General features: G+C 64.3%; 13 protein-coding genes. 5 read left to right on the top strand and 8 right to left on the bottom strand.

Features of this window, described 5'->3' with window-relative positions:
* Nucleotides 1-21: 21 nt before the first annotated feature.
* The 4 genes from QFZ88_RS10245 to QFZ88_RS10230 all read left to right on the top strand — a co-directional run bounded on the left by QFZ88_RS10245 (nt 22) and on the right by QFZ88_RS10230 (nt 5,101).
* A complete protein-coding gene (locus QFZ88_RS10245; RefSeq protein WP_024926379.1) occupies nt 22-1,212 on the top strand; it encodes a cytochrome P450 in 1,191 nt (396 codons plus the stop codon).
* Nucleotides 1,212-2,699, top strand: coding sequence for an aldehyde dehydrogenase (locus QFZ88_RS10240; RefSeq protein ID WP_024926378.1), 1,488 nt, complete (start codon nt 1,212-1,214; stop codon nt 2,697-2,699). Before QFZ88_RS10245 ends, QFZ88_RS10240 begins: the two co-directional genes overlap by 1 nt.
* A 98-nt stretch (nt 2,700-2,797) precedes the next feature.
* Nucleotides 2,798-3,373, top strand: a complete 576-nt coding sequence (locus QFZ88_RS10235) for a 2'-5' RNA ligase family protein (RefSeq protein ID WP_065997006.1) — start codon at nt 2,798-2,800, stop codon at nt 3,371-3,373.
* A 90-nt stretch (nt 3,374-3,463) separates the two neighbouring features.
* Nucleotides 3,464-5,101 (top strand): acyl-CoA synthetase, encoded by a 1,638-nt coding sequence (locus tag QFZ88_RS10230; RefSeq protein ID WP_024926376.1) that lies wholly within the window; start codon nt 3,464-3,466, stop codon nt 5,099-5,101.
* Between the two features lie 14 nt (nt 5,102-5,115).
* Here the strand turns inward: QFZ88_RS10230 and QFZ88_RS10225 are convergent, their stop codons facing one another.
* The 6 genes from QFZ88_RS10225 to QFZ88_RS10200 all read right to left on the bottom strand — a co-directional run bounded on the left by QFZ88_RS10225 (nt 5,116) and on the right by QFZ88_RS10200 (nt 10,689).
* Complete coding sequence (locus QFZ88_RS10225; protein WP_024926375.1) at nt 5,116-5,622, bottom strand: L-2-amino-thiazoline-4-carboxylic acid hydrolase; 507 nt, start codon at nt 5,620-5,622, stop codon at nt 5,116-5,118.
* Entirely contained in the window at nt 5,619-6,413 is a 795-nt protein-coding gene (locus QFZ88_RS10220; protein ID WP_024926374.1) for an ABC transporter ATP-binding protein, read from the bottom strand. Before QFZ88_RS10220 ends, QFZ88_RS10225 begins: the two co-directional genes overlap by 4 nt.
* Nucleotides 6,406-7,203 (bottom strand): ABC transporter ATP-binding protein, encoded by a 798-nt coding sequence (locus QFZ88_RS10215; RefSeq protein WP_024926373.1) that lies wholly within the window; start codon nt 7,201-7,203, stop codon nt 6,406-6,408. Before QFZ88_RS10215 ends, QFZ88_RS10220 begins: the two co-directional genes overlap by 8 nt.
* Nucleotides 7,200-8,021 (bottom strand): ABC transporter permease, encoded by an 822-nt coding sequence (locus QFZ88_RS10210; protein WP_024926372.1) that lies wholly within the window; start codon nt 8,019-8,021, stop codon nt 7,200-7,202. Before QFZ88_RS10210 ends, QFZ88_RS10215 begins: the two co-directional genes overlap by 4 nt.
* Nucleotides 8,018-9,004, bottom strand: a complete 987-nt coding sequence (locus QFZ88_RS10205) for an ABC transporter permease (RefSeq protein ID WP_024926371.1) — start codon at nt 9,002-9,004, stop codon at nt 8,018-8,020. The genes QFZ88_RS10210 and QFZ88_RS10205 overlap by 4 nt, the downstream gene beginning before the upstream one ends.
* A 74-nt stretch (nt 9,005-9,078) precedes the next feature.
* Nucleotides 9,079-10,689 (bottom strand): ABC transporter substrate-binding protein, encoded by a 1,611-nt coding sequence (locus QFZ88_RS10200; RefSeq protein ID WP_024926370.1) that lies wholly within the window; start codon nt 10,687-10,689, stop codon nt 9,079-9,081.
* 254 nt (nt 10,690-10,943) lie between these two features.
* Between QFZ88_RS10200 and QFZ88_RS10195 the strand changes: the two genes are divergently transcribed.
* Nucleotides 10,944-12,239: an amidase gene (locus tag QFZ88_RS10195; RefSeq protein WP_024926369.1), complete on the top strand. Its 1,296-nt coding sequence runs from the start codon at nt 10,944-10,946 to the stop codon at nt 12,237-12,239.
* 67 nt (nt 12,240-12,306) lie between these two features.
* Here QFZ88_RS10195 and QFZ88_RS10190 read toward each other — a convergent pair whose 3' ends face one another.
* Nucleotides 12,307-13,275, bottom strand: coding sequence for an ABC transporter permease (locus QFZ88_RS10190; protein ID WP_024926368.1), 969 nt, complete (start codon nt 13,273-13,275; stop codon nt 12,307-12,309).
* Entirely contained in the window at nt 13,272-14,825 is a 1,554-nt protein-coding gene (locus QFZ88_RS10185; protein WP_024926367.1) for a sugar ABC transporter ATP-binding protein, read from the bottom strand. The genes QFZ88_RS10190 and QFZ88_RS10185 overlap by 4 nt, the downstream gene beginning before the upstream one ends.
* Nucleotides 14,826-15,007 lie beyond the last annotated feature (182 nt).

Below are 15,007 nucleotides of genomic sequence, written 5' to 3'. Positions count from 1 at the left end.
TCCCTATTCCAGGGGCACGTCATGACCTATGCAGACAGCATAACCGTCGAGGCGCTCGAAGCCGATCCTTATCCGATCTATGCGGAACTGCGCCGCAGCCAGCCGGTTGCCTTCGTGCCGGCGGTCAATCTCTGGTTCGTCACGCGCTGGAAAGATGTGGAGACGGTCGGCAAGACCCCCGACATCTTCTCCAATGTCGTCGGCACCTCGCCGGTCGAACGCTCCTTCGGCAAGCCGACCATTCTCACCACCGACGGAGAGGTCCATAGGGATCTGCGGACCGGCGTCGATCCCAAATATCGTCCACGCACCGTCGCCGGCTATGCCGGCGATCTCGTGCGCAACATCGCCGACCCCATTCTGGATGAACTGGCCAGGCAGGGTTCGGCCGAACTGATGGCCGACTATTTCGAACCGGTCTCGACGCTGGCCCTTGCCCATTCGCTGGGCTTGTATGACGTCGACGCGCCTACTTTGCGCCGTTGGTTCTACGGACTGGCGCAAGGGGCCATCAATTTCGAGAACGACCCCAAACGGCAGGCCATTGCCGATGCCATCAGCGCCGAAGTTGGCGCGGCCGTGCGGCCGACGCTGGAGCGGCTGGCGCACGAGCCGGACGGATCGGCCTTTTCGCATATGCTGCATGACGGCATGCCGGCTGGAGAGACACGGTCGATCGATTTCCTGATGCCGACCATCAAGGTCATCCTGCTGGGTGGCATGCAGGAACCGGGACATGGCGCCGGGTCGGTGTTGGCTGGCCTTCTGACGCATCCCGACCAGATGCGGGCGGTGTTGGCCGATCCGGAAACACTGGTGCCGAAGGCGGTCGACGAAGGCTTGCGGTGGGTCGCTCCGATCGGCACGCAGACCAAGCAAACGACACGCGCGGTCGAGCTTGGCGGCGCGACGATCCCGGCCGGCGCGCCTGTCGCGGCGCTGGTTTCTTCGGCCAGCCGCGACGAAAGCCGCTTTCCCGATCCCGACCGCTTCGACATCCATCGTGACCAGGGCAACCACGCCGCCTTCGGCTTCGGCCATCATTTCTGTTCGGGCCGTTTCTTCGCGCGCGAGCAGATGTGCCTGGCGCTGGCATTGCTGCTCGCCCGGTTCCCGAATATTCGGCTGGCGATGGATGAAGGCCCCGTGTTCCGGGGTTGGGAATTCCGCGCGCCGACGGCGCTTCATGTGACACTCGGAGACAAGACCTGATGGACCAGGCCACGATCGACACGCTGCGGCAGAAGCCCGTCGTAGCGCAAAGGCTCTTCATTGGCGGCGATTTCGCCGATAGCCGGGACGGGGCGACCCTGCCCGTCATCTCGCCGATCGACGGAACGGTACTGACGTCGATCGCCGACGCGGGAGCCCACGATGTCGATCGCGCGGTGGCGGCCGCGCGCGCTGCCTTCGAAAAGGGAAGCTGGTCGCGTGCGGCTCCGGCGGTGCGCAAGAAGGTGCTGTTGCGCCTGGCCGATCTGATCGAAAAACATGCGCTTGAACTGGCCGTGCTCGGCGTGCGCGACAACGGCACCGAGATCGGCATGGCCTACAAGGCCGAGCCTTTGTCGGCGGCGGCAACGTTCCGCTACTATGCGGAGGCCATCGACAAGGTCTATGGCGAGATCGCGCCGACGGCGCCAGATGTGCTGGGCCTCATCCATCGCGAGCCGCTCGGCGTCGTTGCCGCCATCGTGCCGTGGAATTTTCCGATGATGATCGGCGCCTGGAAAGTGGCGCCGGCACTCGCCGCCGGCAATTGTGTGGTGCTGAAGCCGGCCGAAGTGGCATCGCTGACACTGCTGCGCCTAGGCGAACTGGCCGCCGAGGCCGGCCTGCCGGAAGGCGTGCTCAATGTCGTTACCGGCCGCGGCACGGTCACCGGCGAGGCGCTTGGCCTGCACATGGATGTCGACGCCATCGCCTTCACCGGCTCCGGTCCGGTCGGCCGGCGGCTGCTCGACTATTCGGCCCGTTCGAATCTCAAGCGAGTCCATCTCGAGCTCGGCGGCAAATCGCCCAACATCGTCTTTGCAGATGCACCGGACCTCGACATTGCCGCCAAGGTTTCGGCCAACGGTATTTTCCGCAACGCCGGCCAGGTCTGCGTGGCCGGCTCGCGCCTGCTGGTGCAATCCTCGATCTACGATGCCTTCGTTGAGAAACTGGTCGCTGCGACCGCCAAGATGAAGGTGGGTGACCCGCTCGACGTGAAGTCGGACATCGGTGCGGTTAGCAGCATGGAACAGCTCAAGAAGGATCTGGGCCATGTGGCGACGGCGCTGGATGAGGGCGCGGGACTGGTCTCCGGCGGCCGGCGTATCCGCGAGGAGACCGGCGGCTACTATATGGAGCCGACCATCTTCGGTGACGTCGGTCCCGATATGACTGTCGCCCGCGAGGAAGTGTTCGGTCCCGTGCTTGCCGTGCAGCGGTTCAACGACGAGGCGGAAGCCGTGCGGCTCGCCAATGGAACGGTCTACGGGCTTGCCTCGGCGGTCTGGACGTCGAACCTCGCCAAGGCGCATCGCATGGTGCGCGCCGTCCGCGCCGGGGTGGTGCACGTCAACACCTATGGCGGGGCGGACCTGACCGTGCCGCTCGGCGGTTTCGGCCAGTCCGGTTTCGGGCGGGACAAGTCGCTGCACGCCTTCGACAAATATTCGGACCTGAAGACCGCCTGGATTTCGCTGGCGTAGGGGGCTGGCGGCGCAAGCGCGGTCCTTCGGGATCGCGCTTGCGAATGTTCTTGATTTGTTCTAGTCTGCGTGCTTTCGATTTTCAGGGAGTGCGCATCATGACCACTCAGCTTGAATTCGACCTCGGCGGACCCTATCCGCCACGGCCGCGAAAACCCGAACGACTCATCTTCATGCTGCTTCTGGAAGTCGCCAGTGCCGCATCGGCTGTCGGGGTAGCCTCAGGGCTGCTCGACCAATACGGTATCCAGGCGAAATTGCTGAGATATGGACGCCTGCATATCTCACTTCATCTGGTAGGAGACTTCAGACGGCTGCGCGACAAGTTCATCTTTGCTGCATCGCGCGCGGCAGATTCGATAAAATTGCAGCCCTTCGAAGTTTGCTTCGACCACGTCGTTACTTTTCCCCATAGCAGGCCCGGGAACCGCGCGACTGTCTTGCTCGGAGGCAGCCCAGAGCTTGTCGACCTACAACGTCATCTCGGTGATGCGATGATACGCAATGGCCTGAAAGCGAACCTGGGTTTCAACCCACATGTCACGCTCTTCTACAGTGGCCTCGCGGTGCCATTGCAGCGGGTTCGGCCTGTCCGTTTCGTCATCAAAGATTTCCTCCTTGTGCATAGCGAGCTTTGGTTGTCGAAATACAATATCCTCAGCCGATGGACGTGAAGCCGCCTATAGCCTTTGGTTCGATGGCTTCCTAAGCTCGTCCGCGCTATGTGATGCGCCGGACGTTGCATTGCCATCGCGGAGGAGAGGATGGATTTTTCGACGGTCGACCGCAGCTATGCGAAGGCGCGCGCGGAATTTCGCTTGCCCGCGCCGGAGCATTTCAACTTCGCCTTCGACGTGATCGATGACTGGGCCCAGCGTGACGACCGCACGGCGGTGATCGCCGTCTCGCGAGATGGCGAGGCGATCCAGCGCATTTCCTATTCGCAGCTTTCGCAAGGCTCGAACCGCCTTGCCAATGCATTGCGCCAGCTGGGCGTCGTGGCCGGGGACTTTGCCTGCGTCGTCATCGGCCGCGTGCCGGCCTGGTACACGGTTCTGTTCGGCTGCATGAAGGCGGGCGTGGTTTCGATGCCCGGCACCAACCTGCTCACCGCGCATGACCTCGCCTACCGGATCAACCATTCCAAGGCCACGGCGGTCATCGTCACCTCCGAGCACTGCGCCAAGGTCGACCAGATCCGTGCCGAATGCCCGACGCTGCGGACTTTCATCGTCGTCGACGGCGAACGCGAAGGCTGGCTGTCGCTCGACAAGCTGCTCGCCGAGGCGTCGCCGCAACTGGACCGCTCGGCATTTCCGCCGACACGTTCCACCGACATGATGATGGCCTATTTCACCTCCGGCACCACCTCGCTGCCGAAGATGGTGCCACGCGACCACGGCTATGCGCTGGCGCATGTGGCGACCGGGTTGTTCTGGATGGATCTCAGGCCCGGCGACGTGCACTGGTCGCTCACCGATACGGGCTGGGCCAAGGCCGCCTGGGGCATCCTGTTTCCGCAATTGATGCTCGGCACGCCGGCCGTGCTTTACAATGGCGACGGCGCCTTCGATGCCGACATGCATCTGAAGCTGATCGGCAAGCTCAAGGTCTCGACCTTCTGCGCACCGCCCACCGTCTACCGGCTGTTCGCGCAGCAGGATCTGAAACGCTACGATCTTTCCAGCCTGCGCCGCTCGCTGGGTGCCGGCGAGCCGCTTAATCCCGAGGTGATGCGCATCTGGAAGGAGGCGACCGGCACCACCATCGCCGACGGTTATGGCCAGACCGAGACCATCAACATCGTCGCCAATTTCCCGGGCGAGGAGGTGCGTTTCGGTTCGATGGGCAAGCCGGTGCCGGGCTACGATGTCGATGTCGTCGACGATGACGGCAAACGATTGCCCGACGAGGAGGTCGGCCATATCGCGGTCAGGATCACCGATCCTTATCCGGGCGGCCTGTTCCACGGCTACTACACCGGCAAGGCACTCGACACCGCCTCGTTCCGCCATGGCTGGTATTATACGGGCGACACCGCCCGGAGAGACAAGGATGGCTATCTCTGGTTCGTCGGCCGTTCCGACGACCTGATCTCGTCGGCCGGCTATCGCATCAGCCCGTTCGAGGTCGAAAGCGCGCTGATCGAACACAAGGCGGTCGCCGAAAGCGCGGTGGTGGGCAAGCCGGACCCGACGCGCGGGCAGATCGTCAAGGCCTATGTCATCCTCGCCAAGGGTTTTGCGCCGTCGGACGAGTTGGCGCGCGACATCCAGGATTTCTGCCGTAACCTCACCGCGCCCTACAAATATCCGCGCGAGATCGAGTTCGTCGACGCGCTGCCCAAGACTATCTCCGGCAAGATCCGCCGGGTGGAGCTCAGGCAAGCCAGCAAGAAATAGGCGGCAAGGCCGGCTCAGGCCGCGTCGCGATTGGTCAGCGCGATGTGGCAGCAGCCGCTGCCATGACCGGGCGTCCAGGTGACGTTGTCGAAGCGCACGCCCGTCGCCTCGAACAGGCCGCGGTCGAAGGCGCCGGCTATACGGCAGAGCGTCGCCAGCCGTTCCTCGCCGACGCCGGCTTCCACCCAGGCGTCTTTCAGCGGACAGCGCTTCACCTTGAAGGCGATGCGGTCCGCCGCGCGCTCGATATCGGTCGGATACATCCTCCCGTCATCCGGGCTGACCGCCAGAAAGGCCTCGCCGATGGCGCGCGCATCGTTGGGACCGAAGCGTGAGAAAGCTGTCGTTGCAACTTCCTGGCCACGTTTTTCGATGGCGCGAACCATGATCGCCTCGGCCTGTTCGGCGTCCAATTCGGCCGTCAGTTCTTCCAACATCAGCCGGTAGAGATCGGCACGGTTGCGGAAGGCGGAATCGAGCTCGCGCGCGAGTTTCTCCGCTCTGGCGTCGGGGTCGGTCATGAGGCGTCCTGCGTGGCTTTTCTGGTCAACTTCGGCGCGGCGGCAACAAGCGCCTTGCCTATGTTGGAGTGCGGATTGTCGATGACGGCACGAGCGTCGCCCTGCTCGGCGATGCGCCCGCCATCCAGAAGGATGATGCGATGCGCGAAGGCACGCACCACGCCAAGGTCGTGGGAAACGAACAGATAGGCGATGCGTTCCTCGCGTTGCAGATCGAGCAGCAATTCGAGGATCTGGCCACGCACTGAAACGTCCAGCGCCGAGACGGCTTCGTCCAGCACGATCAGCGACGGTTTGGTGGCTATGGCGCGCGCGATCGCCACGCGCTGGCGCTGGCCGCCGGAAATCTCATGAATGTGTAGATGAGCCAGATCGGGCGACAGGCCGACACGCTCGAGCAGGGCGGCGATGCGGTTTGGCCGCTCGCTGCGGCCAGCAAGTCCATGGATGCGCAACGGGTCATCCAGCACGCGCGCCACCGTGGCGCGGGGGTTGAGCGCGGCGAGCGGGTCCTGGAACACCATTTGCAGCCGCGCCCGCCTCGCGCGCAGCGCCGCTCCACGCAGGGCCAGGAAATCCTCGCCCTCGAATGTTACCTGGCCGGCATCCGGCTCGATCAGCCGCAGGATCAGTCGCGCGATGGTCGATTTGCCGGAGCCCGAGGGGCCGGCGAGCGCCAGCGTCTCGCCCGGAGCAATCGAGAAGGAAATATCGTCGGCGGCGGCGACGCTTACTGCCCCGCGTCGGAACCGTTTGCTCAGGCCCGAGACGACAAGCAGCGGCTCAGACATGGCCATGCTCCGTCGTCGGGATCATCGGCGTCGCGTCGAGCCCGATATGGGCGGCGAGCAGCTTTTTCGTATAGGCATGCGCAGGTGCCTGGATGACCGCGTCCGCGCTTCCCAGTTCGACCATCTTGCCATTGCTGAAGACGGCGATCCGGTCTGCCAGTTCGGCGGCGAGCGCGATGTCGTGGCTGACGAACAGCAGCGCCATGCCATCCTCGCTCACCAATTGCCGGATCAGTGCAACGATCTCGGCCTGGACGATGGTGTCGAGCGCGCTGGTTGCTTCGTCGGCGATCAGCAATTTGGGGCTGGCGGCGATTGCTGCGGCAATCGCAACCCGCTGCTTCTGGCCGCCGGACAGCTGGTGCGGAAAGGCGTGCAGCACCGTTTCCGGGTTTGGCAATTTCACCCGGCGCAAGAGGTCGAGCGCGCGGTTTTCGGCATCCGCCCATGACAGGCCAAGATGCGCGCGGGCCACCTCCGCCACCTGCCGGCCGATCGCCATCACCGGGTCGAGACTGGCGGCGGCGTCCTGGAAAACGAAGCCGATGTCGCGGCCGCCAGTCGGCACGCGTGACTGCCCCGACCACAGGATCGCACCGTCCACTTTTGCCGTGAGCGGCAACAACCCGGCAATGGCCAGCGCCAGCGTGCTCTTGCCGGAACCGCTTTCGCCGATGATGGCCAGCCGCTCGCCGGCGGCGATGTCGAGATCGATGCCGGCAAGCGAGGGCGCACCGTCGCGCCGGTAGCTGACCGACAGGTCGCGGATCGAGACGAGCGGGGCGGTCACGACAGGCCCTTCCTGACGGCCGTGCCTTCGACAATGCCTTCCCCGGCGAGGTAGACGCCAAGCACGGTCAGCACCAAGGCGATGCCAGGGACGATCGACAGAAAGGGAGCCGAGCGCAGAACCGTGCGGCCCTCGGCGATCATGCCGCCCCAGGTGACGCGGTTGGGGTCGCCTAGGCCGAGGAAGGACAAGGCAGCCTCGATGAGGATTGCCGACGCGACGATCACCGACGACAGCGCCAGCACCGGCGGCAGGGCATTGGGAAGGACTTCGCGCAGCGCGATCTCCAGCGGGCGCATGCCGATGACACGCGCGCCGGCGACGAAATCGCGTTCGCGGATCGACAGAACCTCGGCGCGGGCGACGCGCGCCGGGCCGGTCCAGGCCGACAGCGCGATGGCGATGACGACGACGGCCAGCGACGGCCCGACGACGCTGACGAAGGCCAGGGCCAGCAGGAAGGAAGGCACGGTCTGGAAGGCGTCGGTGATGCGCATCAGCGCTTCGTCGACGATACCGCCGGCAAAGCCGGCCAAGGTGCCGATCACCGCGCCGACGGCAATCGCCGCCGCCGCCGCGGCAAGCCCGACGGCCAGCGACGTGCGAGCGCCGTGGAAGAGTTCCGCCATCACGTCTCGCCCCAGCCTGTCGGTGCCGAGCGGCAGCGCCCAATCCTGGAAAGGCGGCAGCAACGGTGCGCCCTTGATGGCCAGCGGATCGCCCGGAAACAGCAGCGGCGCCGTCAGCGCCATCGTTGCCAGCAGCGCCAGGATGCCGAGCCCAACCAACGCTTCCGGTGTGTTCGCCAGCCGCCTCATGCACCAGCCTCGCTGGCACCGACGCGCGGATCGAGGAAGGCATAGGCGATGTCGACCAGAAGGTTGATGAGAATGACCAGAACGGCACTCACCAGAATGATGCCGAGCAACAGCGGCGTGTCGCGCAATGCCACCGCCTCCTGCGCCAGCTTGCCGAGGCCGGGCACCGAAAAGATGCTTTCGATGACGACGCTGCCGCCCAGCATCTGGGCGGACTGCAGGCCGAGCATGGTGACCAGCGGCAGCAACGCATTGCGCGCGACATGGGCGAGCACGATGCGCCGGCGGGAAAGTCCTCTGGCGCGGGCGGCGCGCACGAAATCCAGCCGCCACACCTCTGCCATGCCGGCGCGCATCATTCTCAGGTAAAGCGCCAGATAGATGAGCCCGAGCGACGTCACCGGCAGAACGAGGTGGTTGGTTATGTCGGCGGCGCGGGCGAAACCGGTCTTGCCGGAAGCCACCGTCTCGAAGCCGGCGATCGGGAACCAGCGCAGATCGACGGCAAAGACGATGACCAGCACCAGCGCCAGCCAGAAACCGGGCACCGCATAAAGGGCGAGCGAAGCGGTCGACAGAAAACGGTCTAGAAAACTGCCGGGCCGTGCGCCGGCATAGATGCCCAACGCCGAACCGAGGCCGAAGGACAGGGCGGTGGCGCTGCCCATCAGCAGCAACGTCACCGGCAAACGTTCGAAAATGACGTCGCGGATCGGTCGCGAGAAGGCGACCGAGTGGCCGAGGTCGAAATGCAGTAACGCCCAAAGATAACTGGCAAGCCGCGTCACAGCGGACTGGTCGAGGCCCCATTGCTGGCGCAGCGCTTCGACCAATCCAGCGTCGCCGCCGGTCGAAACGACATAGGCATCGACCGCGTCGCCGGGAGCCGCCTCAAGCAGCAGGAAGGTGCCGACAACAACGATCAGAAGCACGAAGACGGAGCCGACGAGGCGTCGGCGCAAGAGAAGCAGGGCACGGTTCATGGGTGCAAAGACACCGAGGTCACAGCCGCCGAGCTTATCCGCGAGCGGCTGCCGACCTCAAGCGCCGATGGGACCTACTTCGCCACCCAGGCGTCCGCCCAGTTGGACACAGCCCAGCGCGGATTGTCGGCGATGTTGCCGACACTTTCATTGGCGACCGAGATGAAGGTCCAGTCGGCAACGTTGATGAAGGGCAGATCCTCGGCCACCTTCTTCTGGAATTCCTTGTAGAGGTCGGTACGCGCCTTGGTGTCCAGTGTTCCGGCCGCCTTGGCGATAAGCGCGTCGATCCCGGCATTCTTGTAGCCGCCCTGGTTGGAGAAGGGCACGCCGTCGGGAATGCCGCTCTGCGCCAGGATGGTGGTGGAGATCGCCGGGTCGCCGCGGAACACCGGCGGGCCCACCGCGAGATCGAAGGCGTGGTCGGTGTAGACCGCCTTGATATGCGCGGCGGAATCGTTGTTGACCAGTTCCGCGTCAATGCCGATGGCGGCGAGTGCCTGGCGCAGATAGTCGCCGAATTGCTTGGTCTCGTTGAAATAGGGTGCTGGCAGAAGCTTCAGCTTGAAGCGGGTGCCGTCGGCGCCGCGCTTGTAGCCGGCCTCGTCGAGCAGCGCGTTGGCCTTGGCGACATCGAAGGCGTAGGCCGGCACTTCGGCGGTGTAGAACTGCTTATCGTTCTTCGGCACCGGCCCGCTGGCGGTCTCGGCATAGCCGAGGAAAACCGTCTTGACGACGAAGTCCTTGTCGATGGCGTGCGCGATGGCCTGTCGTACCTTGAGGTCGGCCAGTTCCTTGCGGCGATGGTTGATTTCCACCACCAACTGATAGGTCAGCCCCTCGTAGCCCTTGGTGACGACCTTGAGGCCCGGCACCTTGGCAATGCGGGCAAGATCGGCCAGCGGCACTGCCGAGAAGGCGGCGAGCTGGATCTGCTCGGCTTCCAGCGCGTTGGCGGCCGCCGAGCGGTCCGGCAGCACTAGATAGACGATCTCGTCCAGATAAGGCTCGCTCTTGCCCCAATAGCTGTCGTTCCTGGTCAGCCGGTAGTATTGGCCGGCCTTGTATTCGGCGAATTTGAACGGGCCGGTGCCGACCGGCGCGGCATTGGCCGGGTTCTCCTCGATCTTGCCGTTCTCATAGATGTGCTTGGGCACGACGCTGGTCAGCGCCGGCAGCGCGTTGCGGATCAGCTGGAACGGCGTCGGTTTGGCGAATTTGAAGACGGCGGTGTGTTCGTCCGGCGTTTCGACAGCTTCCAGATCCTTGAAGACGACGCGGCCGAGGTTCTGCAGCGGTTTCCATATCTGCAGCGCGGAGAAGGCGACGTCGGCCGAGGTGAACGGCTTGCCGTCGTGCCAGGTCACGCCTTCGCGCAATTTGAAGGTGGCCGATTTTCCGTCTTCCGAGCCCTCCCAGCTGACGGCGAGGCGAGGGCTTAGCCCATCCTTGCCTTCATAGTCGGCTTCGGCGAGCGGCTCGACGATCTTGGACGAAATGAAGAAGACGCCGTTGGAGGCGACGATCGCCGGGTTCAGGTTGCGCGGCTCGGAATCGGCGGCAACCGTCAGGCGTCCGCCCTTCTTCGGCTCCTGCGCCCAGCCGATCGTCGGCAGGGCCGTGGAGGCGAGCAGCAGGGCCGCGCCTGAAAGCACCGAACGCCTGGTGATGCTGAAATCCGACATGACTGAACTCCCCGCCAAACCGCCCACTGCCGTGAGCTTGCAAATTCCGGACGAGCTCCCGATCCGCCCATCCCAACGGCGCGGATTATGGACTTTGTCCGGCGTTTCGCCAGAGAAGGAATTGGCGCAAACGGCCCTGGCGTTGAAATTTCCATCCGCTGGACCAGCGTGGATGTCGGCAAGGGACGTTGCGGTTTGGTGGGCTGCGTGAGACAGCAGACCCAGCCAATTCGTCAAAACGAGGTGCCGTGTCGATGTCTTCCGTCCGCGACCGTCTTGAAGCCGTTCTTTCGCGTTTGGCCGCCCGCGCCGCCGACGAGCGCGTATTCACCAGGCTTTATCCCGAGGCCGCGCGCGCGGCCGCCGATGCGGCGGATGCTCGGCGCAAGGCTGGTGTATCGCTCGGCCCGCTCGACGGCACGATCGTCTCGATCAAGGATTTGCTCGATGTCGCTGGCGAGCCGACGCTGGCCGGCTCGCTGCTCCGGCGCACTGCCGCCGCCGCCGAACGCGATGCGTCCGTCGTGCAGCGCCTGCGTCAGGCCGGCGCGGTCATCATCGGCAAGACCAACATGACCGAGTTCGCCTTCACCGCGCTCGGGCTGAACCCGCATTACGGCACGCCGGGCAATGCCGCTGACCCGGCGCGTGTTCCCGGCGGGTCTTCCTCCGGCGCCGGCGTGTCGGTGGGCGAAGGCACCAGTGTCATTTCCATCGGTTCCGACACCGGCGGCTCGATCCGCATTCCCGCCGCTCTGAATGGCGTCGTCGGCTTCAAGCCGACCGCGCGCCGCGTACCCTTGGAAGGTGCCTTTCCGCTGTCCTTCGCGCTGGATTCGCTCGGGCCGCTGGCGCGCACGGTTGCCGATTGCGCGGCTGCCGACGCAATTATGGCTGGCGAGGAGCCAACGCCGCTCGTTCCCGCCCGGCTTGACGGCCTGCGCGTCGGCATTCCGCGCGGGCATCTCTTCCGTGACACCGAAGAGCCGATCGCGCAGGCGTTCGAGGCGACTGTCGGCAAGTTGGAGCGATCCGGCGCGCGGATCTTCGACATTGCCATCGACGACCTCATCGATGCGATGAACGAGGCGACCCAATATGGCTCCATCGCCGGCATGGAAGGTGCCGCCATTCATGCCGACTGGCTGGCGGCCGGCACCGACGTTCCAGTCGATCCGCATGTCAGCTTGCCGTTGGCGCGCTACGCCAAGGCACCCGTGCCGATCTATATCCGCACCATGCGCAGCCGCGCCGAACACATTGTCGAGATGGATCGCAGGGCCGAGGATTTCGATGTGCTGGCGCTGCCGACCGTGCCGGTCGCGGCACCCTTGATCGAAGCGGTGATGGCCGATCCAAAGTTCGACGATCGCATGGAAGGGCTTTTGCTGCGCAACACCGAGGTCTTCAACTATTTCGACCAGTGCGCAATCTCACTGCCCATGCCGGGCACGGGGCTGCCGTCCGGCCTGATGCTGGTCGCCCGCAATGGGGATGACCGCCGTCTCCTGGCGATCGCAGCCTCGGTGGAGGCTTTGCTCAAAGCCTGAACAGGACGAGACGAAAGCCAATTGTTGGAAAGGCCCGCGCCTCATATGGCGCGGGCCTTTTTCATGGCTACTTGCCGCCGCGGCGTCTCAAGCCGTCGAAATAGACGATGACGATGATCAGCGCGCCGGTGATGACGCGCTGCCAGAAGGCGTTGACGTTGAGCAGGTTGGCGCCGTTGTTGATGGTGGCGAGGATGAAAGCGCCGAGCAGCGGCCCGTGCACCGAGCCGATGGCGCCGAACAGCGAGGTGCCGCCGATCACCGACGACGCGATGGCCTGCAGCTCCCAGCCTTCGGCCTGGGTCGGATTGCCGATGCCGATGCGGGAAGCCAGCAGCACGCCGACAAAGGCCGCGCACAGGCCCGACAGCGTGTAGGCCATATAGATGGTGCGCTGGACATTGACGCCGGAAAGCCGCGCTGCCTCGGCATTGGAGCCGACCGAGAACAGGTAGCGGCCCCATCTGGTGTGGTGCAGGAAGACATAGGCCGGCACGCCGACCAGGATCACCATCCAGAACAAATTGGGGATGCCGACAAAGGAGCCGCGCGAGAATTCCTGGAAGGCGTCGTTGTTGATCGAGATCGAATTGCCATTGGTCATCAAGAGGCCGATGCCGCGTAGTGACGTGAGCGTGGCCAGCGTGATGATGAAGGGCGGCAGGCCCATCTTGACGATGCCGAAACCGTGGAAGAGGCCGATGGCCACGCCGATGAGCAGCGTGATCAGGATGGCGAGGAACACCGGCAGCCCGGAATTGATCAGCATCGCCGTCGTCACCGTGGCGAAACCCACCACCGCGCCGACGGAAAGATCGATGCCGCCGGTGATGATGACGAAGGTCTGGCCGACCGCCAGGATGGCGATCATCGAGCCCTGGCGCAGCAGGTTGGAGATGTTGTTGGCAGTGGCGAAGCTCGATGTCGAGAAGGACAGCAGAACCCACAACAGCACCAGCAGCGCCAGCAGCGTCAGGCCAAACAACGCATTGTAGTTGCGTTTCGGCTTTTCAGCGGGGATCGCCTCGGTGCTCATATTTGTCCTCCCGGTTTTTCTTGTTTCTCGGCCAATGCCTCGGTCAGGATGTCCTCATGGCTGGCCGTGTGGAATCCGTGCGTGCCGACCAGCTTGCCACGGCGGAAAACGTGCAGCGTGTCGGCCAATTCATATACTTCGGGCAGATAGGACGAGATCAGGATGATGCCGGCGCCTTTCGACAACAGCGTCGAGAACAGCCGGTAGATCTCCGCCTTGGTGCCGACATCGACGCCGACCGTCGGCTCGTCGAAGATGAACAGCTTGGCGCCGTGGTTCAGCCACTTGCCGATGACGATCTTCTGCTGGTTGCCACCGGACAGGCTGGAGGCGAGCGCCTGCCGCCCAGGTGTCTTGATGCGCAGGCCGGCGATCTGCTGCTCGGCATGTTTGGCCTCCTCGCTGCCCGAGATCAGCAGGTTCTTGCTGATGCGCTTGTAGATCGGCAGGTTGAGGTTCAGGCCGACCGGCAGGTTGAGGCACAAGCCCTGGTCGCGACGGCTTTCCGGCGCCAGCGCCATGCCGAGCTTGATCGCATCGTTCTCGGAGCGGACATTGACCTCCTTGCCGTCCCAAAGGATGGTGCCGGAGGATTTCGGATGGCGACCGTAGACGGCGGTGACGAACTCGCTACGTCCGGCACCGACGAGACCGTAGAGGCCGACGATCTCGCCCTCCCGCACGGTCATGGAGACATTCTCGAAACCCTTGCCGGAAAGCTGTCTGGTTTCGAGGATCACCCTGCCGGCAGGGAACTGGTCCTTGTGGTAGATCTGTTCGATGGTGCGGTTGATCATCATCCGCACCAACTCGGCTTCGTCGGTTTTCTTGATGTCGCGGGTGCCGACATAGGTGCCGTCGCGCAGCACCGATACGCGGTCGGCGAGTTCGAAAACCTCTTCCATGCGGTGGCTGATATAGATGATGGTCACGCCTTCCGCCTTGAGGCGGCGGATCAGCGCGAAAAGCTGGTCGGCCTCCTTGCGGGTCAGGTAGGCGGTGGGTTCGTCGAAGATCAGGAATTTGGTGCCACGCACGGTGGCGCGGGCGGCGGCGATCAGCTGCTGCTGGCCGATGGTAAGACCGCCCAGCACGACATGGGCCGGCAGGTTGAAACCGAGATCGCTGATGATCTTCTGCGCGTCGCGGACCATCGCGCGCTGCTGCAGGAGGCCGTAGCGGACATTCTCTTCGCCAAGGAACATGTTGGCCGCGACGGTGAGATGGCGGCACAGCACCACTTCCTGGTGCACGGCGTTGATGCCAAGGGCCATCGCTTCATGCGGCGTGGCAAGCGCCACGGGTGCGCCTTCCCAGATCACGTCTCCGGAGGTGCGCGGCATAACGCCGGTCAGGAGCTTGATGAGCGTCGATTTGCCGGCGCCGTTCTCGCCGACGATGGCGTGAATCTCGCCCGCCCTGAAAGCCAGGTCGATCGGCTTCAGCGCGTGGGTGCCGGGATATCGCTTTTCCAGACCGCGCAGTTCCAGGATCACCTTGCCCGGTTCCAGTTCCGGGGCAGGATGCTGGTGCAATGCCGCTGACGTCATGACAATCCTCCCGATTGGCACGCTAAGGGTAGCCTAACGCATGGACCGTGAGCCGGAACAGGTTTTTCGCAGGCCCTTGGCAAAATTGTAGCTCGGCTACGAAGCCCGGCCTCTGCGACGGGCAATCCCGGTTGGAAGTTGCGCGTCCGAAGTCTTCTTGACCTCCGGCGCGTGTTTCCGGG

This window comes from Mesorhizobium sp. YL-MeA3-2017, from assembly GCF_030814575.1.
Lineage (GTDB): Bacteria > Pseudomonadota > Alphaproteobacteria > Rhizobiales > Rhizobiaceae > Mesorhizobium > Mesorhizobium terrae.
This window is presented reverse-complemented; position numbering and strand designations above follow the sequence as displayed.

Excerpts from the sequence above, each read along its gene's own strand:
- QFZ88_RS10245 (WP_024926379.1), top strand. The coding sequence starts at position 22 with ATGACCTATGCAGACAGCATAACCGTCGAGGCGCTCGAAGCCGATCCT.
- QFZ88_RS10240 (WP_024926378.1), top strand. The coding sequence starts at position 1,212 with ATGGACCAGGCCACGATCGACACGCTGCGGCAGAAGCCCGTCGTAGCG.
- QFZ88_RS10235 (WP_065997006.1), top strand. The coding sequence starts at position 2,798 with ATGACCACTCAGCTTGAATTCGACCTCGGCGGACCCTATCCGCCACGG.
- QFZ88_RS10230 (WP_024926376.1), top strand. The coding sequence starts at position 3,464 with ATGGATTTTTCGACGGTCGACCGCAGCTATGCGAAGGCGCGCGCGGAA.
- QFZ88_RS10225 (WP_024926375.1), bottom strand. The coding sequence starts at position 5,622 with ATGACCGACCCCGACGCCAGAGCGGAGAAACTCGCGCGCGAGCTCGAT.
- QFZ88_RS10220 (WP_024926374.1), bottom strand. The coding sequence starts at position 6,413 with ATGTCTGAGCCGCTGCTTGTCGTCTCGGGCCTGAGCAAACGGTTCCGA.
- QFZ88_RS10210 (WP_024926372.1), bottom strand. The coding sequence starts at position 8,021 with ATGAGGCGGCTGGCGAACACACCGGAAGCGTTGGTTGGGCTCGGCATC.
- QFZ88_RS10205 (WP_024926371.1), bottom strand. The coding sequence starts at position 9,004 with ATGAACCGTGCCCTGCTTCTCTTGCGCCGACGCCTCGTCGGCTCCGTC.
- QFZ88_RS10200 (WP_024926370.1), bottom strand. The coding sequence starts at position 10,689 with ATGTCGGATTTCAGCATCACCAGGCGTTCGGTGCTTTCAGGCGCGGCC.
- QFZ88_RS10195 (WP_024926369.1), top strand. The coding sequence starts at position 10,944 with ATGTCTTCCGTCCGCGACCGTCTTGAAGCCGTTCTTTCGCGTTTGGCC.
- QFZ88_RS10190 (WP_024926368.1), bottom strand. The coding sequence starts at position 13,275 with ATGAGCACCGAGGCGATCCCCGCTGAAAAGCCGAAACGCAACTACAAT.
- QFZ88_RS10185 (WP_024926367.1), bottom strand. The coding sequence starts at position 14,825 with ATGACGTCAGCGGCATTGCACCAGCATCCTGCCCCGGAACTGGAACCG.